At 60.9% G+C, this 22,400-nt stretch carries 15 protein-coding genes; 3 read left to right on the top strand and 12 right to left on the bottom strand.

All coding sequences use genetic code 11. The features are described from left to right. Nucleotides 1–57 precede the first annotated feature (57 nt). The 4 genes from AC0IXA_RS11475 to hutC form a co-directional block, all read right to left on the bottom strand. Nucleotides 58–1,530 (bottom strand): purine-cytosine permease family protein, encoded by a 1,473-nt coding sequence (locus AC0IXA_RS11475; RefSeq protein WP_350569379.1) that lies wholly within the window; start codon nucleotides 1,528–1,530, stop codon nucleotides 58–60. Nucleotides 1,531–1,693: 163 nt separating this feature from the next. Continuing rightward, complete coding sequence (gene hutU, locus AC0IXA_RS11470; protein WP_243241445.1) at nucleotides 1,694–3,385, bottom strand: urocanate hydratase; 1,692 nt, start codon at nucleotides 3,383–3,385, stop codon at nucleotides 1,694–1,696. Between the two features lie 471 nt (nucleotides 3,386–3,856). Next, a complete protein-coding gene (locus AC0IXA_RS11465) occupies nucleotides 3,857–4,429 on the bottom strand; it encodes a HutD/Ves family protein (protein ID WP_341638404.1) in 573 nt (190 codons plus the stop codon). After that, a complete protein-coding gene (hutC, locus tag AC0IXA_RS11460) occupies nucleotides 4,426–5,136 on the bottom strand; it encodes a histidine utilization repressor (RefSeq protein WP_162803449.1) in 711 nt (236 codons plus the stop codon). Before hutC ends, AC0IXA_RS11465 begins: the two co-directional genes overlap by 4 nt. Before the next feature lie 146 nt (nucleotides 5,137–5,282). Here hutC and AC0IXA_RS11455 point away from each other — a divergent pair, with 146 nt between their 5' ends. Further along, on the top strand, nucleotides 5,283–6,647 hold the full coding sequence (locus tag AC0IXA_RS11455; RefSeq protein WP_471813085.1) for a formimidoylglutamate deiminase: 1,365 nt from the start codon (nucleotides 5,283–5,285) through the stop codon (nucleotides 6,645–6,647). 121 nt (nucleotides 6,648–6,768) lie between these two features. On the opposite strand, the gene AC0IXA_RS11450 is transcribed toward AC0IXA_RS11455, so the two are convergent. Together AC0IXA_RS11450 and AC0IXA_RS11445 are read right to left on the bottom strand one after the other, a co-directional pair. Next, complete coding sequence (locus tag AC0IXA_RS11450) at nucleotides 6,769–7,338, bottom strand: lipocalin family protein (protein ID WP_016772094.1); 570 nt, start codon at nucleotides 7,336–7,338, stop codon at nucleotides 6,769–6,771. Nucleotides 7,339–7,367: 29 nt separating this feature from the next. Beyond that, on the bottom strand, nucleotides 7,368–7,622 hold the full coding sequence (locus tag AC0IXA_RS11445) for a hypothetical protein (protein ID WP_016772095.1): 255 nt from the start codon (nucleotides 7,620–7,622) through the stop codon (nucleotides 7,368–7,370). A 282-nt stretch (nucleotides 7,623–7,904) separates the two neighbouring features. Here AC0IXA_RS11445 and AC0IXA_RS11440 point away from each other — a divergent pair, with 282 nt between their 5' ends. Beyond that, entirely contained in the window at nucleotides 7,905–9,797 is a 1,893-nt protein-coding gene (locus AC0IXA_RS11440; protein WP_341638402.1) for a methyl-accepting chemotaxis protein, read from the top strand. Nucleotides 9,798–10,107: 310 nt separating this feature from the next. Here AC0IXA_RS11440 and AC0IXA_RS11435 read toward each other — a convergent pair whose 3' ends face one another. The 5 genes from AC0IXA_RS11435 to AC0IXA_RS11415 form a co-directional block, all read right to left on the bottom strand. Further along, nucleotides 10,108–10,710, bottom strand: coding sequence for a DUF924 family protein (locus AC0IXA_RS11435; protein ID WP_341638401.1), 603 nt, complete (start codon nucleotides 10,708–10,710; stop codon nucleotides 10,108–10,110). A gap of 3 nt (nucleotides 10,711–10,713) precedes the next feature. Further along, nucleotides 10,714–11,724 (bottom strand): class 1 fructose-bisphosphatase, encoded by a 1,011-nt coding sequence (locus tag AC0IXA_RS11430; protein WP_016772098.1) that lies wholly within the window; start codon nucleotides 11,722–11,724, stop codon nucleotides 10,714–10,716. 291 nt (nucleotides 11,725–12,015) lie between these two features. Beyond that, nucleotides 12,016–13,380, bottom strand: a complete 1,365-nt coding sequence (locus tag AC0IXA_RS11425; protein ID WP_471813081.1) for a DUF3999 domain-containing protein — start codon at nucleotides 13,378–13,380, stop codon at nucleotides 12,016–12,018. After that, nucleotides 13,377–16,958, bottom strand: coding sequence for a DUF2339 domain-containing protein (locus tag AC0IXA_RS11420; protein ID WP_471813079.1), 3,582 nt, complete (start codon nucleotides 16,956–16,958; stop codon nucleotides 13,377–13,379). The genes AC0IXA_RS11425 and AC0IXA_RS11420 overlap by 4 nt, the downstream gene beginning before the upstream one ends. A 251-nt stretch (nucleotides 16,959–17,209) precedes the next feature. After that, nucleotides 17,210–19,660 carry a glycogen/starch/alpha-glucan phosphorylase gene (locus AC0IXA_RS11415; protein WP_016772100.1) on the bottom strand — a complete coding sequence of 817 codons (2,451 nt, stop codon included), beginning with the start codon at nucleotides 19,658–19,660 and terminating at the stop codon, nucleotides 17,210–17,212. 259 nt (nucleotides 19,661–19,919) lie between these two features. Between AC0IXA_RS11415 and AC0IXA_RS11410 the strand changes: the two genes are divergently transcribed. Further along, a complete protein-coding gene (locus AC0IXA_RS11410; RefSeq protein WP_341638397.1) occupies nucleotides 19,920–20,357 on the top strand; it encodes a YkgJ family cysteine cluster protein in 438 nt (145 codons plus the stop codon). Nucleotides 20,358–20,571: 214 nt separating this feature from the next. On the opposite strand, the gene typA is transcribed toward AC0IXA_RS11410, so the two are convergent. Beyond that, entirely contained in the window at nucleotides 20,572–22,392 is a 1,821-nt protein-coding gene (gene typA, locus AC0IXA_RS11405) for a translational GTPase TypA (protein WP_016772102.1), read from the bottom strand. Nucleotides 22,393–22,400 lie beyond the last annotated feature (8 nt).

Here is a 22,400-nt window from a genome sequence, read left to right as displayed (position 1 = left end):
TAATCATGAATGGGCTTACGGCAGTTCAAGAGGCATCCAGCCTGGTCCACGTCCAGATCAGGCCTGCGCCGCAGCGCGACCGGCCCCGCTCGTTTTTGCTTGTTGGGTGCTGTTCTGCTCGACCGGCAAAATCAGGCGATCGGGCACTGCGCTGTGCCATTTTTTTGCGCAGAAGTAATAGACGGCGGCCGGCAGCACCAGGCCGATGATCCAAGAGATATCCACATCCCCCAGCGCTGCCACCAGCGGCCCGGTGTAGAACTTGGTCGAGATGAACGGCAGCTGCACCAGCACGCCGAATACATAGACGCTGATGCCGAGCAGGTTCCAGCGGCCGTAGCGGCCGTTCGGATCGGCCAGCGCCGGCACGTCGTAACGCTCGCGGGTGATGCAGTAGTAGTCGACCAGATTGATCGCGCTCCACGGGGTGAAGAAGGCGAGCAGAAACAGGATGAACGACTTGAACGCACCGAGGAACGAGTGCTGCCCGAGCAGGGCAATCAGTGTCGCGGCGCCGACGATGAACAGCACGAACACCAGCCGCTGCATGCGGGTAACCGTCAGGTGCCCTTTGAAACCACTGATGATGGTGGCGATGCACATGAAGCTGCCGTAGGAGTTCAGCGTCGAAATGGTCACCTTGCCGAACGCGATGCTGAAATACAGCAGCGCGGCGGTGGCGCCGGTGCCGCCTAAACCAACGATGTAAGCGACTTCGTGACCGGCGAATTGACCATTGGCCGAAGCGGCGGCAAACACGCCGAGGATCATCGCCACCTGGGCGCCGATCACCGAACCTGCGCCAGCGGCGAAAAAAGTTTTCACCGATGAAGTGGCGCTCGGCAGGTAACGCGAGTAGTCCGCTACATACGGGCCGAAAGCGATCTGCCAGGACGCCGCCAACGACACCGCCAGCAGAAAGCTGCTCCAGCTGAAATGACGAATCTGCAGGAGCGCACCAACGTCGGTCTGGCTCATCAGCCGCCAGAACAGGAACACAAAAGCGATCACGCCAATCACGCTGGCGACGCGGCCGATCCAGTGGATTACCCGATAACCGAGCACCGTGACCAGCACGATGACACTGGCGAAAATCAGGATGCCTACACTGTCGCTGACACCGAACAACTGCCCCAGCGCTTGCCCGGACAGCACCGTACCGGTGGCGGTGAAACCCAGGTACATCAGACACACCAGCACGATCGGAATCGCTGCGCCATAAACGCCGAATTGCACACGGCTGGAGATCATCTGCGGCAAGCCCAGTTTCGGTCCCTGCGCGGCATGCAGCGCCATCACGCCACCGCCGAGCAGTTGGCCGATCAGCAGACCGATCAACGACCAGAACACATCACCGCCAAGCACCACCGCCAGGGCCCCGGTGACGATCGCGGTGATCTGCAGATTGGCGCCCATCCACAGGGTGAACTGGCTGAACAGACGACCGTGTCTTTCCGCTTCCGGGATGTAGTCGATCGAACGCCTTTCGATCAACGGGGTACTGCCTGCACGTTCGTTGTTAACCGCCATGATTCAACCTCTGTGGATTGCTATTCGGGTTCACTGAGCATCGGTGGAGCTGCTTTTCTGTGGGAGCGAGCTTGCTCGCGAAAGCAATCTGTCTGCCGACACAAATGTTGACTGTGCCGGCCTCTTCGCGAGCAAGCTCGCTCCCACATGAAGCAAAAGCGTATTACTTGCCACCAGTGATCATCGGCAGATTCAGCCCCTGCTCTTTCGCGCAGTCGATGGCGATCTGGTAACCGGCATCGGCATGGCGCATGACGCCAGTCGCCGGGTCGTTGTGCAGCACGCGCGCGATGCGCTCGGCCGCTTCGTCAGTACCGTCACAGACGATCACCATCCCCGAATGCTGCGAGAAGCCCATGCCGACACCGCCGCCGTGGTGCAAGGAGACCCAGGTCGCGCCGCTGGCGGTGTTCAGCAGTGCGTTGAGCAGCGGCCAGTCGGAGACGGCGTCGGAACCGTCCTGCATCGATTCGGTTTCGCGGTTGGGACTGGCCACCGAGCCGGAGTCGAGGTGGTCGCGGCCGATCACCACCGGGGCCGACAGCTCACCGCTACGGACCATTTCGTTGAAGGCCAGGCCGAGCTTGGCGCGCTGGCCCAGACCGACCCAGCAGATACGCGCCGGCAGACCCTGGAAGCTGATGCGCTCGCGGGCCATGTCCAGCCAGTTGTGCAAATGCGCGTCGTCGGGGATCAACTCTTTGACCTTGGCGTCGGTTTTGTAGATGTCCTGTGGATCACCCGACAGCGCCGCCCAACGGAACGGGCCGATGCCACGGCAGAACAGCGGACGGATGTAGGCCGGCACGAAGCCCGGGAAATCGAAAGCGTTTTCGACGCCTTCTTCCTGAGCCATCTGGCGGATGTTGTTGCCGTAGTCGAAGGTCGGGATACCCTGCTTCTGGAACTCCAGCATGGCTTTCACATGCACCGCCATCGACTGCTTGGCGGCTTTGATCACAGCGGCTGGTTCGGTCTTGGCGCGGGCGCGGTATTCATCCCAGCTCCAGCCGGCTGGCAGGTAGCCGTTGAGCGGATCGTGGGCGCTGGTCTGGTCGGTGACCATGTCCGGGCGCACGCCACGCTTGACCAGCTCCGGCAGGATTTCCGCCGCGTTGCCGAGCAGGGCGATGGAAATCGCTTTGCCTTCTTTAGTGTATTTGTCGATGCGCGCCAGAGCGTCGTCGAGGTCTTTGGCTTGCTCATCGACGTAACGGCTTTTCAGGCGGAAATCAATGCTGACCTGCTGGCATTCGATGTTCAGCGAGCAGGCGCCGGCCAGAGTGGCGGCCAGCGGTTGCGCGCCGCCCATGCCACCGAGGCCGGCGGTGAGCACCCAGCGGCCCTTGAGGTCAGCGTTGTAATGCTGGCGTCCGGCTTCGACGAAGGTTTCGTAGGTGCCCTGAACGATGCCCTGGCTGCCGATGTAGATCCAGCTGCCGGCAGTCATCTGGCCGTACATGGCCAGGCCTTTGGCGTCGAGTTCGTTGAAGTGTTCCCAGCTCGCCCAGTGCGGCACCAGGTTGGAGTTGGCGATCAGCACGCGCGGCGCGTTGCTATGAGTCTTGAATACGCCGACCGGCTTGCCCGACTGCACCAGCAGGGTTTCGTCGTCATTCAGGTTGGTCAGGCTCTCGACGATCTTGTCGTAGCACTCCCAGTTGCGCGCGGCGCGACCGATGCCACCATAGACCACCAACTCTTTCGGGTTCTCGGCGACTTCCGGGTCGAGGTTGTTCATCAACATGCGCAGCGGCGCTTCAGTCAGCCAGCTCTTGGCGGTCAGCGTGTTACCGCGTGCGGCGCGGATCTGCACGTCACGAAACTTGTTGCTGTTCTGGGTATTGTCAGTCACGAAAAAGACTCCTCAGCGATCAATTCAAACCAACCCTGGCAGTGGGCAGCAGCCTGCGCGCTGTGCTGCGCGACAAGCGAATCAGTGGACGCTGCGGAGAGTCTCGGACGACTCATACGCATACGTCTTTACTTGTACATACAAGCATATGCAATCGAGCGGCCAACTTGCTGGAGGAGTGTTCAGGAAAAATCACGGGCATGGCTGGAGAGCGCCTGAATCGAGGGTTCTGGCGGGGATGAAATTTTTACGGGGTGTGATTGAGGACGGTGGGGCCTGGCTGGGTGGGCCGGGTTTTGCGCCACGCTGGGGCGTTCGGTAACAAGTTGGTGCGTGGAGGGAAACAAGAGTGGGGATGGATTTTGTGGCGAGGGGATTTATCCCCGCTGGGCTGCGCAGCAGACCGCTTTTTTTAATCAGGAATGGGGCCGCTTCGCGACCCAGCGGGGATAAATCCCCTCGCCACAGGGGTCAGCTTTGGAGAAGTTCGACTATGCAGCAAGCGCCATGGGTGGAGACTTCGACCAGCCCGCTGTTGCCGTCCAGTTGCAGACAATCATGCCGCCCGAGCTGCGAAACGCCGTCGCCAACACGCACGTCCATCCGCTCACTGACACTGAACACCAGCACCGTCGATGCCGAGCTGAAGAACCGCTGCTCGCCGTCCAGCCACTGCAATCGCGCGCTGTAACGTTGCGGCGCGTAGATCAGATTGAAATCGCGAATCGCACCGCCGAGCAAGATGCAGGACACTTGGCTTTCGCCGCTGAAAGCAAACGGGTCCAGGGGTAACAATGGCCGGGTATCGTCACCGTCGACGCACAAGGTCATGCCGTCGCCCTGCAACACAGTGATGACTCGCTGGTAACCGGCGAATGTCGAGAAACCGCCCGATTCGGTGATGTCGGCAATCGACAGACGCCAGCCGAAACCGTCCAGGCCAGCGCCGGCATCACGGGTGATTTCCTCGGTACTGCCGCCGCCGTTTTTCCACGGCATGCGCGGGTAGCCTTCGGCGCGTAGGACCTTCACTTGATAATTCATTTATGAAAGCGCCCTTCCAGACGATGACGCGAGCCCGGGTGGATCAAACGCGCCGCCGTCACCGGTTGACGCCCCGACCAGGTTCGCCGGCGGATCAGCAAGCACGGCTCGCCCTTTTCGATCTGCAGCAACTTGCACTCCGACGGCTCGGCAAGGATGGCTTCGACCACATGTTCGCCCTCGGTCAGCGGCGCGACCTGATTGAGATAGGCATAAGGCGTTTGCAGGGTGAAATCCTGCTTGAGGTATTCCGGCGCGACCAGGGCGTTGACGAAACGGTCTTCGATTTGCACCGGAATGTCGTTTTCGTAATGCACGATCAGCGAGTGGAAGACCTTCTGACCTTCGCGCATGTCCAGCGCCAAGGCGCGTTCGGAGCCGGCAGCTTCTTCTTCGAGGGTGATGACCTGGCAGGTGTGGCGATGGCCGCGCGAGGCGATTTCGTCGGCAATGTTATGCACCTCGAACAGCGCAGACTGGCTCTTCGGTTCGGCGACAAACGTGCCCACGCCTTGCATGCGCACCAACAGGCCGTCGGCGGTCATCTCGCGCAGGGCGCGGTTGATGGTCATGCGGCTGAAGCCGAGCTGGCTGACCAGTTCGCTTTCGGACGGCACGCGGTAGTGCGGCGGCCAGTTACCGCTGTCGATCTGCTGGGTAATCATCTGTTTGACGCGGGCGTACAAAGGCGCCGGACTGTCGCCCATGTTCGCGGCCAACGGAGAAACTGGAGGCGGAGTCGGCACGGTTGATCCCTGTTCATTGGATGAAAGTGACTAGCTTGCCGGAGTTTACCGGGCAGGCAAACGTCTGTATATGTATATACAAATAACACACGATGGGGTGCCGAACGATGTCCGCCTTCTTTGCCGAACGCGCACTGCTGCCTGAGGGATGGGCCAACAATGTACGTCTCGAGGTCAGCGCCGATGGCCTGTTGACCCGAATCCAGGCCGATTCCAGCGCAGACGGCGCCGAACGGCTGCGCGGGCCGTTGCTGCCGGGAATGCCCAATCTGCACTCCCACGCCTTCCAGCGCGCCATGGCTGGACTGGCCGAAGTGGCCGGCAACCCCAACGACAGTTTCTGGACCTGGCGCGATCTGATGTACCGCCTCGTCGGAAAAATCAGCCCCGATCAGCTCGGCATCATCGCCCGTCAGCTGTACATCGAAATGCTCAAGGCCGGTTACACCTCGGTCGCCGAATTTCACTACGTGCACCACGACAGCAACGGCCAACCGTACGCCGATCCGGCGGAACTGGCGTTGCGCATCAGCCAGGCCGCCAGCGAAAGCGGAATCGGTCTGACCCTGCTGCCAGTGCTCTACAGTCATTCCGGTTTCGGTGGCCAGACGCCAAATGATGGCCAGCGCCGCTTTATCAACAGCACTGAAAACTATCTGAATCTGCAAGCGCGGTTGCAGCCGTTACTGGCGCAGCAAAAGGCGCAATCGCTGGGCCTGTGTTTCCACTCGTTGCGTGCGGTGACGCCGCAGCAGATCAGCGAAGTGTTGGCGGCCAGTGACAAACAATGCCCGGTGCACATCCATATCGCCGAGCAGCAGAAAGAAGTCGACGATTGCCTGAGCTGGAGCGGTCGCCGTCCGTTGCAATGGCTGTATGAAAATACTGAAGTCGATCAGCGCTGGTGTCTGGTCCACGCCACCCACGCCAACCCGGAAGAAGTCACGCTGATGGCCAACAGTCGCGCGATCGCCGGGCTGTGCCTGACCACTGAAGCGAATCTGGGTGACGGGATTTTCCCGGCGGTGGATTTTCTTGCCCAGGGCGGGCGCATGGGTATCGGTTCCGACAGCCATGTGTCGCTGAGCGTAGTGGAAGAGTTGCGCTGGCTGGAATATGGCCAGCGCCTGCGCGATCAGCGGCGTAATCGCTTGTATGGCGCGCAGCAGCCGATGGTCGGGCGCACCCTGTATGACGCGGCGCTGGACGGCGGCGCGCAGGCGCTGGGGCAGCCGATTGGCGCGTTGGAAGTGGGCAAGCGCGCGGACTGGATTGTCCTGGATGGCAACGATCCGTATCTGGCGACGGCTTCGGGGGACGGGATTCTCAATCGCTGGCTGTTCGCCGGCGGCGATCGCCAGGTGCGCGATGTGCTGGTCAATGGTCAGTGGGTGGTGCGCGATGGCCGGCATGCCGACGAAGAGCACAGCGCCCGAGCCTTCACCCAGGTCCTGCGCGATCTCTTGGGTTGACCCAAAACCAAACTGTGGGAGCGAGCCTGCTCGCGAAAGCGGTGTATCAGTCAACATTCATATCGACTGATACACCCTCTTCGCGAGCAGGCTCGCTCCCACAGTTGATTTGTATCGAGGCTTAATTGGATGTCTTGGCCATCTGCCGATCCGACGCCCGCCAGATCAGGCGTGTGGTGTCGTAACCCTGCTGACGCGCCTTGCTCAGCAATTCTTCGCGCACTACACCGTTGACGGTCGGAGTGCGTGACAGCAGCCACAGGTACTTGCGACTCGGATCGCCGACGATGGCGGTCTTGTAATCGTCGCTGACGTACAACACCCAGTACTCGCCCTTTGCCACACCCGGCACCAGGCGCGAGAACCAGTTATCGAATTCGACCCAGAGCTTGTCGGTCTTGCCCGGCACTTGTGGGTAAGCCGTGCCCTTTGCCTCTTCCCACTGCCACTCCGGGGTCAGGCAACGATTGAGCACGCCGACATTACCGTCAGGCTTGAGTGTGTAATGGGCTTCGGATTGCGCGCAGTGGCGCTGGAAGTACATCGGCAAGCGTGCCAGTTCATACCAGGTGCCCTGATAACGCTTGAGATTGACGCTGTTGACGGTCTTGGGCGCCAACGGGTCGACGCCGGAAGTGGCGCAGCCAGCCAGTACCAGGCCAGCAAAAAGGATCAGCAATAACCGCTTCATTTTTTTCTCCGTGGGCGCGAAGCCCCGGTTTACTTCAGGCCTTGGCCGGAAAACATCAGCACTTTGTCACCGGCGTATTGCACGCTGATAAAGCTGTTCTTGTCGCCCCAGGTGCAGCTGGACATACCGAGCGCGCCCGAGCAATCAGTGGGCTTGCCGAGAAGGGTTTCCACTTCGGACTTGGCCATGCCGGCCGAGAGCTTGGAGTAGTTTTCCTGATTGACCTTGCTGCATGCGGCCAACAGCACGCAAAACGACAGCAGGGCGATAGATCGCAGCGACATGGTGAAACTCCTGGAACGAGGGGGGATGGCATGGTGCCAACCAGAAGCTTAGAAGAGAAAAGTGTCATCTGGTTCCGTGACCGAACGCCTATTTATCAGCCCGCCTGTCCGGCTTTTGCCGGTAAATCAAAAACTTTGTGAAGCCGTCGAGCATTTCGTCGACTTTCCTTGCAAACGCCTAATCTTTGGCGCGGCGCGGTCGAAAATAAGAGCAGCGCAACGCTGCCGAATATGGCAAATTGCCGCCCTTTCCTGACCAGCCCCCTCGCGGTAGTTCATTCGATGACCAGAAACATGAAATTCAGCCACAAGATTCTGCTGGCTGCTGCCCTTGTGGTGGCCGTTGCGTTCGCCTGTTTCATCTTCTTCAACGACTATCGCCAGCGTCAGGCCTTGAGCAGCAGCACCGAAGCGACCATGCAGGAACTGGGCAGCCTGACCACCAGCAACATCCAGACGTGGCTGGAAAGCCGCATTCAATTGCTGCAATCGCTGTCGCAGCAAGTCGCCGTCGATGGCAATGCGCCCGCCAGCCTCAAGCGCATCATTGACCTGCCCGCCTACACCGGCAATTTCCAGCTCAGCTATTTCGGTGGCGCTGACGGTGTGATGTTCTCGGTGCCGGCCGGCAACCGTGCGCCGGACTACGATCCACGGGCGCGCGGCTGGTACAAAGCGGCCAACAGCGCGCAGCAGACCATCGTCACCGAACCGTACATTGCCGCTTCGTCGGGCAAGCTGGTGATCACCGTCGCCACGCCGGTGCAGCGTCAGGGCCAGATGCTCGGCGTGGCCGGGGCCGACATTGACCTGACCAGCGTCAGCGCGATCATCAACTCGCTGAACTTCGGCGGCCACGGTCATGCGTTCATCGTCAGCGCCGAAGGCAAGATCCTGATTCACCCGGACAGCAAACTGGTGCTCAAGACCCTCGCCGAGGCCTATCCGAACGGCGCGCCTCAAGTCAGTCCGGGTTTGAAAGAAGTCGAGTTCGACGGCAAGACCCAGTTGATTTCCTTCACTCGCGTCAACGGCGTGCCATCGGCTGACTGGTACGTGGCGCTGGTGCTCGACAAAGACACCGCGTTCTCGATGCTCAGCGAATTCCGCACCTCGGCGCTGATCGCCATGGTCATCGCCGTGCTGATCATCATCGGCCTGCTTGGCATGCTGATTCGCGTGCTGATGCAGCCACTGCTGACCATGGGCCGCGCGATGCATGACATCGCTGAAGGCGAAGGCGACCTGACCAAGCGTCTGGTGATTCACGGCAACGATGAATTCGGCGCGCTGGGCACTTCGTTCAACCGCTTCGTCGAACGCATTCATACGTCGATCCGCGAAGTGTCCTCGGCCACCGGCCAAGTCAACGAAGTCGCCCTGCGTGTGGTCGCTGCCTCGAACTCGTCGATGTACAACTCAGACCAGCAGGCCAGCCGCACCAACAGCGTCGCCGCCGCGATCAATCAGCTAGGCGCCGCCGCTCAGGAAATCGCCCAGAACGCCGCCCTCGCCTCGCAGCATTCCAGCGATGCGCGCAGCCTCGCGGTCGACGGCCAGCAGGTGGTGGATAAAACCATCAACGCCATGCAACAGCTGTCGGCAAAGATCAGCGATTCTTGCGGCAACATCGAAACGCTTAACAGCAACACGGTGAACATCGGTCAGATTCTCGAAGTAATCACCAGCATCTCCCAGCAGACCAACCTGCTCGCACTCAACGCCGCCATCGAAGCCGCGCGCGCCGGTGAAGCCGGACGCGGATTCGCCGTGGTCGCCGACGAGGTGCGCAACCTCGCGCACCGCACCCAGGATTCGGCGCAGCAAGTGCAGAAGATGATCGAAGAGTTGCAGGTCGGCGCACGTCAGGCAGTAACCATCATGACCGAGAGCCAGCGTGAGAGCGAAAGCAGCGTCGGCATCGCCAACCAGGCCGGCGAGCGTCTGGGCAGCGTGACCCAGCGCATCGGCGAAATCGACGGCATGAACCAGTCGGTGGCCACCGCGACCGAAGAACAGACCGCCGTGGTCGAGTCGATCAACGTTGATATCAACGAGATCAACACGCTGAATCAGGAAGGGGTAGAGAACTTGCAGGCGACGTTGCGCGCCTGTTCGGATCTTGAGCAGCAGGCGGCGCGGTTGAAGCATCTGGTCGGCAGCTTCAGGATCTAAGCTGCGGCCTCAGGCCTCTTCGCGAGCAGGCTCGCTCCCACAGGTATCTCCGGTGGTTACACAATTTGAGTGCACCACCAAATCCTGTGGGAGCGAGCCTGCTCGCGAAGGCGGCCTGCATCACGCAGAATGTCTTCAATACAAACATCGGGAATTTGCCAGATGAACAAGAAACACAACGGGGTTCATCCAGATCAAATCACATTATTGGCAATCCTTGCGCTGGGTAGCGAGGAAATCGATCGCGGAAACTATACAAACGCTGAAGACGTATTTCTTGCGCTAGATGAACTGGATCCAGCCCAGCAAACTAGAACCGTGATCCAGGTTCGGAAAGAAATACCAACTCTTCAGCCGTAGACTCCCGCCCCAACACCGCATTGCGATGCGGAAATCGGCCAAACCGGGCAATCACCTTCCGATGCCGCTCGGCATAGTCCAGGTTATCGGCAAATACCGCCCGCTCCGACTCTGGCTGTTCAGCCACCAATTCAATAAATCTGGAAACGGCTTCATTCTGCACCGCGAGGTTTTCGCAGTGTTCGAATACCAGATAAATGAATACCCGCTGAATCGGTTTCAATTGCCGATCGAAATCCGCTGCAATGCCTTGGGCGACGAGCTTCTGTGCGCGCAGATCACCGGAAAACGCTTTGGGGGTTTCGCGATAGATCATGCGTGGCAGTTGATCGAGCAACAGCACCACCGCCAGCAAGCCTTCGGGACATTGCGTCCACTCGGTCAATTCGCCGGCAAGGGCCTGATCGACAAAGACCCCGAAACGCGTCTGCGCTTCGAGGTCTTGGCTGTTTCGCTTGCCGAACCACAACTTGCCCTTTTCGGCCGCTACTTCGCTGGCTGATTCGGCGTGTCCGAACCACCAGTCGAGCAACGGCTGCCAGGGCGCGTGCATGGTTTATTCCTTGTGGTAAGCCGTGGCGCGGGCGACTTCTTCTTTCGAACCGAGGAACACTGCAACGCGCTGGTGCAGGCCTTCCGGCTGGATGTCGAGAATACGCTGGTGACCGTCAGTGGACGCGCCGCCGGCTTGTTCGACGAGGAACGACATCGGGTTGGCTTCGTACATCAGGCGCAGCTTGCCCGGTTTCGACGGCTCGCGGCTGTCGCGCGGGTACATGAACAGACCACCACGGGTCAGGATGCGGTGGACGTCGGCAACCATCGCCGCGACCCAACGCATGTTGTAGTTCTTCTTCAACGGGCCTTCTTCACCGGCCAGCAGCTCGCCGACATAGCGCTGCACCGGGGCTTCCCAGTGACGCTGGTTGGACATGTTGATGGCGAACTCCTGAGTGGTTTCAGGAATGGTGATGTCTTCGTGAGTCAGGACGAAGCTGCCCATTTCGCGATCGAGGGTGAAGCCTTTGACGCCGTCGCCCAGGGTCAGCACCAGCATGGTCTGCGGGCCGTAGATGGCGTAACCGGCGGCCACTTGCTGAGTGCCTGGCTGCAGGAAGGCTTTTTCGTTCAGCGGCTCGTTCTGGCTCAGGTACTCGTTCGGGCAACGCAGTACCGAGAAGATCGTGCCGACCGGGGCATTGATATCGATGTTCGACGAGCCGTCCAGTGGGTCGAAGACCAGCAGGTATGCGCCTTTCGGGTATTTGCCCGGGATCTGGTAGGCGTTGTCCATTTCTTCGGACGCCATGCCGGCCAGGTGACCGCCCCATTCGTTGGCTTCGAGGAGGATCTCGTTAGAGATCACGTCGAGCTTCTTCTGCACTTCGCCTTGCACGTTCTCGGTGCCCATGCTGCCCAGAACACCACCCAGGGCGCCTTTGGACACGGCGTGGCTGATCTCCTTGCAGGCACGCGCTACCACTTCGATCAAAAAGCGCAGATCGGCAGGAGTGTTGTTGCTGCGGGTCTGCTCAATCAAATAGCGACTCAAGGTAACGCGGGACATGGACGGCTCCGGTGGAATGGGGGGCGGAAAACCCGCGCAGTTTACAGGGAGTCTGAAAACCTAGCGAGCGAAGACGCCGGCTAACGTGCGCCTGGGTGTATTTGCCTGTATGAGACGTGATTGTTGGTGGAGAGTTCAGGTGTCGGATTGAGCGTAGTTCGGTTCGGCATGAGCGATTGAAGATTTTCAGTGTCTGCCCGGGCGCTTTCGCGAGCAGGCTCGCTCCCACAGGGCAATGCATTCCATTGTGGGAGCGAGCCCGCTCGCGAATGGCGCAAAGCGCCGCCATGCTCAGGTATTGGCTGGCGGCTTGCGCAACAGGCTGAACGCCATCGCCCCGAGAAACACCACACTGAGCAGCAACACCGCCCACAGCCCGAACTTCTTCCAATTGGTTCCGGCCACCGCAGCCGTCGTCGCCGTTGAGGTTTGCGTGGCCACTGCTTCGTCCTGCACCGTCGCCTTGCCCAGGCTCGCCAGCTTCTCTGGCTTGAAATCCGGAATCAACGTTGCCAGCGGCAGGTTCGCGGTTTTCACCGTGGCATTGCCCAAGGCCAGGCTGTAAGGCCCTTCGCCCCGGGCGAGGAAAATCACCTGCGTGGCGCGCACCGCGTATTTCAGGTCCGGCGCCTGCTCACCCAACCCGCCGCCGCGCTCATCCACGGTCAGCTTGAGTTGCTGCACGGTCTGCGCGGACAGCGGGATTTCGTTCTGCACCACGTCCTGATTGTTCTGGCTCAGGCGATACAGCAAACCGCTGCTCAGCGTCTGCCACGGCAAGTTGCTCTCCCTCCGGCCGGCCAACGTGACTGGCGCCAGACTGTTCGGCTGTTTCAGCTCAACCTGCACCCGCTCGACATTCAGCCCCATCGGCAGCTGCCAGATGTATTCCCCGGACTTGGTGCTGCTGCCGGCCACGCTGGGCGACCACAGCAGGGGCAGCGGCAGGTTGCGCGGGTCGCTGCTTTTCAATTGCGCCGACGTCAGGACGGGCGCCGAGCCCGGCGACTCCCACAACAGGCGCACATAGCGCGCGGTCTGCCCCGGCAGGGTCACTTCGTGCTGTTCGATGCGCTCATCGGAAAAGGTCAGCCGTGCCACCTGGCCCTCGCCCCATGACTGCCAGTGCTGCAGATCGTCGCTGGCCTCGATGCTGAAACGCTGGAAACCGTCGCGCTCGCTGGTCCAGTCGAGGATCAACTGCTGCAACGGTGCCTTGATCGCACTGGCATCGAGCAGCCAGCCGCGCAGCACTTCTTCGCCCGCCTCCAGTTGCGAGGACGGTTGCACTTCGACCAGGGTGCCGTTGGTGGTCGACTGCACGCGCACATTCGGCGCACGCTCGCTGGCGTCGGCAGCGTTGTACAGCGGGAACCACTTGACCTCGTGCAGCTTGCCGTCGTCGCGGGTCTGCGCCGATTCGCGAGCCAAGGCATAGGCCTGCGCTTCGCCGGCGGCGTTGAACACACGCAGGTCGCTGAGATCGGTCTGGCGCGCCTGCAATTGCGCGCTCAGCGGCAGGTCGAGGCGATACCACGGGCCATTGCCGCTCACCGTCAACGGCACTTGCGTGGCGAAGTCCGCCGGTTTTTCCTGAGCGCCAGCGACCATCACCACGCCCAGCGCCAACCAACCCAGATTCAGCATGCGACTCAAGATGCAACTCCTTCGGTTTCCGGCGCAGGTTTGTCCGCCACCGGTTCAGCCTCGACGCGTTTCGGCGGCAGCGGCGCGAAGTAGCCGACCACCAGCAGCAATACGCCGACACCGATAAACGAGACGATCCGGGCGAGGCCGCCACGGTTGCTCAGTTCGACAAAAATCAGTTTGGCCACCACCAGCGCAATCAGCGCCGCGCCGATCAGCCACACTTCGCGGCGATGGCGCAGATGGCCGCCGATCATCAGCCCCAGCGCCATCAACGTCCAGACGATCGACAGGCCGGCCTGCACCAGCATCGACGCGAGCAGTTGATCAAGCTCGAACGGGATGCCGGCCCAGTGATGCGCCGCGCGGGTGACCAGCGCGGTGCAGAAGGCGAACAGCGAAACCCCGGCGATCAGTTGCGTGGCGTGGTCGGCATGATCCTGACGGATCGACAACTGCGCAACCGCGCTGCGCGACCAGACATAAACGCCGAACAGCGCAAACAGCAGGCCCAGCTCCAATGGGTTGAGCAGCGGCACGTAAGGCAATGGTTCGGCATTGCCATCGCTGACGCCATTGGCCAGCCAGAACCACGCCAGCATCAGCACCGCCAGCGGTGCCGCGGCATACAAGCGGTACTCGCGGGCAAACGCGGCCACCGGCCACGGCCAGTTGCGCGGTGCAGCCATCAGCAACAGATAGAAGCTCGGCAGAATCGCCCAGCCCAGCCAGCGCCACGCGTTGTACTGCTCGGACAACAACAGCAGGCCGTAACGCAACTCCAGCGCCAGCACCCCAATCAGCAGCCAGCAACCGAGCACATGGGCCACGCTCAATGCGCGCGCCGGCAACATCGACGCCAAGCGGCGCAGGCTGAAGAAATGCACCGCGAACAGCGCCGGCCACGCCAGCCAGCCAAAGTCGGCAGCCGGGTGATAGCGTGCATGCCACGCGCCGAGCAAAACCAGCGTCGCCGCCGGAATCAGCAAGGTGCAGAGCAACCCCAGCGCCGGCCATTTCAAGCGCAGTGACAACAGCGTCCACAGCGCCACACTGATCGCAGCGACCAGCAGCAACAATGTGCCTTGCAGGTTCGGCGAGGCGAAACGCAGGATTTCGCTGACCCACGCCAGCGCCCACCAGCCAGCGCCCCAGACCAGCAGCACTTGCGACAAGCGTTGCAAACTCAAGGCATCAAAAGCCGTGGCATGGTTGCCCAATTGCAAGCGCCACGCTCCGATCAGCGCGGCCAGCCCCAGCACCAGCGGTGTCCAGAAGCCGCCATGGGCCAATGGTTGCAATCCTTCGCTAGACAACGGCCCGAGCCTTTCGGGGCCGGCGAGCAGAAACGCCGCGCCGCCGACCACCTGCAACAGCAGCCCGAAAACGAAACTCAGACGCTGTTGCAGGTACAGGCTCAGCCAGATGATCAGCAAGCCGCTGGCCGCCCACACTGCACTCGCGATTTGCCACGGCAGCACGAACAGCACCGCCAGATTGATCAGCACCAAGCCGGCCAGCAGCACCACCGACAAGCCGTGCAGCAGGCGCACATCACCGCGCACCATCTCGTCCCGCGCCGCCAGCAGCATGCCGCCAATCAAGGCCAGCCCGATCAAGGACGCACTGAGCAAACCGCTCCAGCCAGCGCTGAACACCGCCGTCGAATCTTCGCCGGCCGTTTGCAGGCGCAGCAGGAACAACGCGCCGCCCAGCAACTGCACGGCGAACGCGGTAAACAGGAATGTGCGCGATTGAATTCGCAAGCCAACAAACAAGGTCGCCAACCCGGCCAAGGCCCAACTGATCGCCGTGCCCTGGATGAACAGGAACAACGGCGCCAGCAGATACAGGAACGTCAGGCCCAGACACGCCAGCACTGGCAGGCCTTGCCTTTCCCACGGCGATGTCTGTTCTGGCGCGGCCTTGCGCAGATGGAGGAAACTGAACAGCAGTGCCGCACCGAGCATCAGCGCGCCCAGCGGTGCGCCGTCGAGCAGGCTGCTCTCGCCGGGCTGCAACTGGCTGAGAAACGCCAGTGCCGAACCCAGTTGCAGCAGTAAGGCAAAGGCCCGGGCAAACGGCCGATGCTGACGCAACCCGAGCCAGAAAATTCCCGCGCCTTCCACGGCCCACGCCGCAGAAGTCCAGCGCGCATCGAGCCCCAGCGGAATCGCCAGGCTGGCGAAAATCACTCCCAGCGCCAGGCAGGTTTCGCCCAGCAGCATCGCGCGCCCGCCCATCAAAACTTTGGCCAGCGCCATATAGATCATGCCCAGCGCCAACGCACTGAACGCCGCCGCAAATTCGAGGTGCTGGACCAACGCAAACTGCAAACCGAAGCCAATGATCGGCGGGCCGAACAGCAGGGTGCCGTCGACATAATTACCCTTGCGGGCCGACCATTGCAGCAGCGCCTCGCGATCAGCCTCCGCCGGAGCATCCTGCAGGTCGCGCAATTTGCGCCGGGCGAACAGCAGGCCGATGGCGAGGTACATGAGGAAAAACACAATCAGGAACGGCTCGGTGCTCCACAGCAGCTCCGGCGTGTAGGAACGCAGGCCCCAGGCGAAACCGATACCGAAGGTGCCGACGAAACCGATCAGGTTAAGCAGGCGCCAGGCCTTGAACCAGGCGATAGCAAGAATGCCCGCGTTGAGCAGAGCGAAATAGCTGAACAGTGCGACGTGATTGCCTTCGCCTGTAGAGGTGAGAATCGGCGCGGCGAAACCGCCCAACGCTGCCGCTGCGGCCAATCCCAGCGCGTCCTGAGTAATCGCCAGAATGGCCGAGAACACCGTCACCGCGACCAGCAAACCGAGTGCAGCGGACGGATCAAGCAACGGATGCAGACGCATCGCCGCAAACACCGTCAGGTACAACACCGCGATCCCGGTGCCTTGCAGCATCAATGCATAGTTGCTGTTGCGTCGGCGCAACCACCAGCCCAGCGCAAGCAGAGCCAACGCCGCTGCCGCGACGCCGGCGTACCGCAACTCGATCGGCACCACCATGCCTTCGGTGGCGTAACGCAGTAAAAATGCCAGACCGAAAAACAGCAGCACCACACCGACGCGCAGCACTGTATTGCCGCCAAACAGCCAGTTGCGCGCAGCGCCGATGCCGCGTTCGATCAGGTTCGGGCCACGGGGTTCGGCGGGTTTTTGCGGTGGTGCAACGGGGGCCGGTTCGGCGCGCCAGACATCCGCCGGCAACGGCTGGCTGGTTTCGCGGGCGACGGCGGAGATCGGTTCGAGTTCGGGGGGCAGTTCCCAGATCAGTTCAGGGGTCGGGGCAGCCTGCTCAGCTACGTCGACGGGTGCGGCGACTGGCTCGGCTTCAGGTGACGGCACGGGCGCATGCGAGGGCGAACCCTCCAGCACAAACAGCCGCTGAGCCACGCCTTGCAAGGCTTCGCGCACCTGCTCGAGTTGACGCTGTTGCTCCGCCGCCTGCGAGCCAAGGCGCGCAATGCGCAGCGCCTGGCCGATGACCAGCCCCAGCAGCGCACCCAACAGCGCGCCACTGAACGACTCGTCGAGCAGTCCACCGAGCACCAGCCCGATCAACATGAACATCCATTGCATGGTCGATATCCCTAAGCAGCCCCGGGGCGGGGCGAGTCCGGCGATGGCTTCAGTCTAGGCACAAACCGTGTGGGAGCGAGCCTGCTCGCGAAGGCGGATTGTCAGCCAACATTTCTGTTTAAGTCGACGATCGCTTCGCGAGCAGGCTCGCTCCCACAGGGAATGGCGATGATTGATGCCTTTTAACCGGCGCTCAGTATATCGATCCGGCCCAACAAACGTTGGGCCTTGCGCAGATTTGTCGGGGAAAGTTACTCCAGCGCTTTCCAGATATCCGTGGCGTACTCGCGAATCGTCCGGTCGGAAGAGAACCAGCCCATCCGCGAGGTGTTGAGCACCGCCGAACGCCACCAGTTCTGCGAGTCGTGCCAGTGCGCATCGACACGTTTCTGCGCCTCCCAATAGGAGTCGAAATCGGCGCAGACCAGAAAGCGGTCATAGTCGATCAACGAGTCGATCAGGCCGGTGTAACGCGAGGTATCGTCCGGCGAGAACACACCGCTGCGAATCGCTTGCAGCACATCGTTCAAACGATGGGAGGCGGCGATGTCGGGTACGGCGCTGAACTCGTGGTTCTGCTTGCGCGCCTCAACCTGTTGCGCACTGAGACCGAAGATGAACATGTGCTCGGCACCGATGCGCTCGCACATTTCCACGTTGGCACCGTCGAGGGTGCCGATGGTCAGCGCGCCGTTGAGGCCGAACTTCATGTTACTGGTGCCCGACGCCTCGAAACCGGCGGTGGAAATCTGCTCGGACAGGTCCGCCGCCGGGATGATGCTTTCAGCCAGGCTGACGTTGTAGTTGGGCAGGAACACTACTTTCAGCAGGCCGCGCACAGTCGGATCATTATTCACCACCCGAGCGATGTCATTGGTCAGCTTGATGATCAGCTTGGCCTGGTGATAACTCGCCGCCGCTTTACCGGCAAAGATCTTCACCCGTGGCACCCAGTCGACTTCCGGCTCGGCACGAATCGCCTGGTACAACGCCACGGTGTGCATCAGGTTGAGCAACTGACGCTTGTATTCGTGGATACGTTTGACCTGCACGTCGAACATCGCCGCCGGGTTGACCGCGATCCCGAGGCGCTCGTGAATCAGATAGGCCAGCGCCTTCTTGCTGTGCAAACGCTGCTCGGCGAAGGCTTTGCGGAACGCGGTTTTCTCGGCGAACGGCTCGAGTTCGAGCAGGCGCTCTTCAGGATGATCGAGCAGGTCCGGGCCGAGGGCATCGACCAGCATCGAAGTCAGTTCCGGGTTGGCCTGATACAGCCAGCGGCGGAAGGTGATGCCGTTGGTTTTGTTGTTGATCCGCTCAGGGTAGAGCTTGTGCAGTTCGGCGAATACGGTTTTGCGCATCAGCTGCGTATGCAGACCGGATACGCCGTTGACGCTGTGCGAACCGAGGAACGCGAGGTTGCCCATGCGCACCCGGCGGCCGTTGTCTTCTTCGATCAGCGACACCGCGCGCAGCACGTCGAAGTCATGAATGCCCTTGGCCCGCAGTGAGTCGATGTGCTGCGCGTTGATCAGATAAATGATCTGCATGTGCCGTGGCAGCATGCGTTCCATCAGCCCGACCGGCCAGGTTTCCAGCGCTTCCGGCAGCAGCGTGTGGTTGGTGTACGACAGAGTGTCGACGGTGACTTGCCATGCTGCGTCCCACGCGACGTCGTAGACGTCGACCAGTTGGCGCATCAGTTCTGCCACGGCGATTGACGGGTGAGTGTCGTTGAGCTGGATCGCCGCGTGATCACCCAGGGTCAGCACCGAGGTGTGCATGTTGCGATGACGGCGCAGCAGATCCTGCAGCGAAGCGGCGACGAAGAAGTATTCCTGACGCAGGCGCAGTTCTTGCCCGGCTTCGGTGCTGTCGGCCGGATAAAGGACGCGGGAGATACTTTCGGCGCGGGCCACTTCCGCCACGGCGCCCAGGTGGTCACCGGCGTTGAAGCGCTCCAGGTGCAGATCTTCCATGGCGCGGGCACGCCACAGACGCAGAGTGTTGACACTCGCTCCGCGCCAGCCGACCACCGGCGTGTCATAAGCAATTGCGCGCACGGTTTCCGCCGGCGACCAGACCTGACGAGTCTTGCCGGAGGCATCGGTGACGGTTTCGACGCTGCCGCCGAAGCCGATCGGGTAGGCCACTTCCGGCCGTTCGAATTCCCAAGGGTTGCCGAAATCCAGCCAGTGTTCGGTCTGCTCCTGTTGCCAGCCATCGACGATCGCCTGACGGAACAAGCCGTGCTCATAACGAATGCCATAGCCATGGCCGGCGATGCCGAGGGTCGACATGCTTTCCATGAAACACGCGGCGAGCCGACCGAGGCCGCCGTTGCCGAGCGCCGCGTCGGGCTCCAGCAGGCGGATGCGCTCCAGATCGACGCCCAGTTCGGTCAGCGCTTCACGGGCGACGTCGAGCAGGCCGAGGTTGCTCAGGCTGTCGTAGAGCAAACGGCCGATGAGAAATTCCAGCGAGAGGTAATAAACCCGCTTCTGGCCTTTGCGATAGATCTGTCGGGTGTGGTCCATCCAGTGTTCGACCATGTGATCACGCGCAGCCAGGGCGATGGCTTCGAACCAGTCATGGTCGAAGGCGTGATCGGGGTCTTTGCCCACGGCGTAGGTGAGTTTGGTCAGGACGGCGTCGCGGAATGCGGCCACCTCTGCTTCGCGAACTAGTGGTTCTTGAGTCATCAACAGGACCTCGAGCGAGCGGGAATTTTCTGAGCCTAGACGGTCTGACCGGCGCTAACGGCTCTGGTTCGGCAGTATTTGCGCGGACTGTGCGCCAGTGCGACATAACCCTGGCGGATGAGCCAATGAATGCAGGGGCCGTGCCGTCCTGTCGGGCAAAATGCGGCCGCTGCGAAAATATCCGGCGAAAGGTTGTTCAAAATTCCACCGCTCCCGGTATGATCGCGCGCCCTGATGCATACATGCCTGGTAACTCCCGATGATGAAGCCCAACCTGATCGCCGCCGCCGAGATTGATCGTCTCGATACGTGGGCCAAATTTTCGGCACCGATGTGCGGCTCGTGCATGTCCAGCTGCTGCACGCTGCCGGTCGAAGTGAAGATCAAGGATCTGGTGCGCATCGGCGTGGTCGACGAGTTCGAACTGGGCGATCCGCCAAAGAACATCGCCAAGCGCCTGCAAAAGGAAGGTCTGGTCGAGCGCTTCAATCAGAAGTCGGGAATCTTCACCCTCCAGCGCATGAGCAACAACGACTGCTATTACCTGGATCGTAAAACCCGCCTGTGCACCATTTATGACAAGCGCCCGGACACCTGCCGCAACCACCCGAAGATCGGCCCGCGGCCGGGGTATTGCGCTTATAAGCCGAAAGAAGTCGAGCGGGTGCAGAATTTCCGGGCCATCGACAAATTTTGATCGCTGCTGAAGTTTACGGCGGCTGATCGGCCGCCTTCGCGAGCAGGCTCGCTCCCACAATAGAGATCAGTGAACACAGATTTTCTGTTCACCCGAAATCCCTGTGGGAGCGAGCCTGCTCGCGAAGAGGCCAGCGCAAATACCGAATAAAAGCCAGACAAACAAAAACGCCCCCGGTCTCGCGACCGGGGGCGTTTTTTATTCCAGGGCTGAATTACGCCTTGGCTTTCTTGGCAGCGCGGGTACGCTCGCTTTCGTCGAGGATCTTCTTGCGAAGACGGATCGACTTAGGCGTAACTTCGCACAGCTCGTCTTCCTGGATGTATTCCAGAGCCTGTTCCAGGGTGAAGCGAACAGGTGGGACCAGAGCGATGGTTTCGTCTTTACCCGAAGCACGCATGTTGTCGAGCTTCTTGCCTTTGGTTGGGTTGACACCCAGGTCGTTGTCGCGGCTGTTCTGACCAACGATCTGACCGTTGTAGATCTCCTGGCCGTGTTCTACGAACAGCTTGCCACGAGCCTGCAGGGTTTCCAGCGAGTAGGTCAGAGCCTTACCGGTTTCAACCGAAACCAGAACGCCGTTCTGACGGCCGGACATGTGGCCCGACTTCACTGGAGCGTAACGGTCGAAGATCGAGGTCAGGATGCCAGCACCGTTGGTCAGGGTCAGGAACTGGTTACGGAAACCGATCAGACCGCGAGCAGGGATGTTGTATTCCAGACGAACACGGCCCTTGCCATCCGGCACCATGTTGCTCAGGTCGCCCTTACGCAGACCCATCTCTTCCATGACCTTGCCCTGGGATTCTTCAGGGATGTCGATGGTGACGTTTTCGAACGGTTCCTGCTTCACGCCGTCAACTTCACGGATGATCACTTCAGGACGGCCCAGGGCCAGCTCGAAGCCTTCGCGACGCATGGTTTCGATCAGTACCGAGAGGTGCAGCTCACCACGGCCGGAAACCTTGAACTTGTCAGCCGAGTCGCCTTCTTCAACGCGCAGTGCAACGTTGTACAGCAGCTCTTTGTCCAGACGATCCTTGATGTTACGGGAGGTCACGAACTTGCCTTCTTTACCGCAGAATGGCGAGTCGTTTACCTGGAAGGTCATGGAAACGGTTGGCTCGTCAACGGTCAGCGGCTTCATCGCCTCGACGGTGTTGATATCGCACAGAGTGTCGGAGATGAACAGCTCGTCGAAGCCGCTGATGCAGACGATGTCGCCGGCAGCTGCTTCGTCAACGTCGATGCGGTGCAGACCGTGGTGACCCATCAGCTTCAGGATACGACCGTTGCGACGCTTGCCGTCGGCGCTGATAGCGACAACCGGGGTGTTCGGCTTGACGCGACCGCGAGCGATACGGCCAACACCGATAACACCCAGGAAGCTGTTGTAGTCCAGAGCGGAGATCTGCATCTGGAACGGACCGTCACGGTCAACGGCCGGAGGCGGAACGTGGTCGACTACCGCCTGGTACAGCGGAGTCATGTCTTCCGCCATGGCGGTGTGGTCCAGACCGGCAATACCGTTCAGGGCCGAAGCGTAAACAACCTGGAAGTCCAGTTGTTCTTCGGTAGCACCGAGGTTGTCGAACAGGTCGAAGATCTGGTCCAGAACCCAGTCCGGACGTGCGCCTGGACGGTCAACCTTGTTGATCACCACGATTGGACGCAGGCCGGCTTCGAAAGCCTTCTTGGTCACGAAACGGGTTTGCGGCATAGGGCCGTCTTGAGCGTCAACCAGCAGCAGAACGGAGTCGACCATCGACATTACGCGTTCAACTTCGCCGCCGAAGTCGGCGTGGCCCGGGGTGTCCACGATGTTGATGTGGTAGCCGTTCCAGTTGATGGCGGTGTTCTTCGCCAGAATGGTAATACCGCGCTCTTTTTCCTGGTCGTTGGAGTCCATCACGCGCTCGTCGTTGAGCTCGTTGCGCTCCAGGGTGCCGGATTGACGCAGGAGTTTGTCTACCAGGGTGGTTTTACCGTGGTCAACGTGGGCAATGATGGCGATGTTGCGTAGATTTTCGATCACTTGTGTAT

Source organism: Pseudomonas sp. AC083 (assembly GCF_979253165.1).
This window is presented reverse-complemented; position numbering and strand designations above follow the sequence as displayed.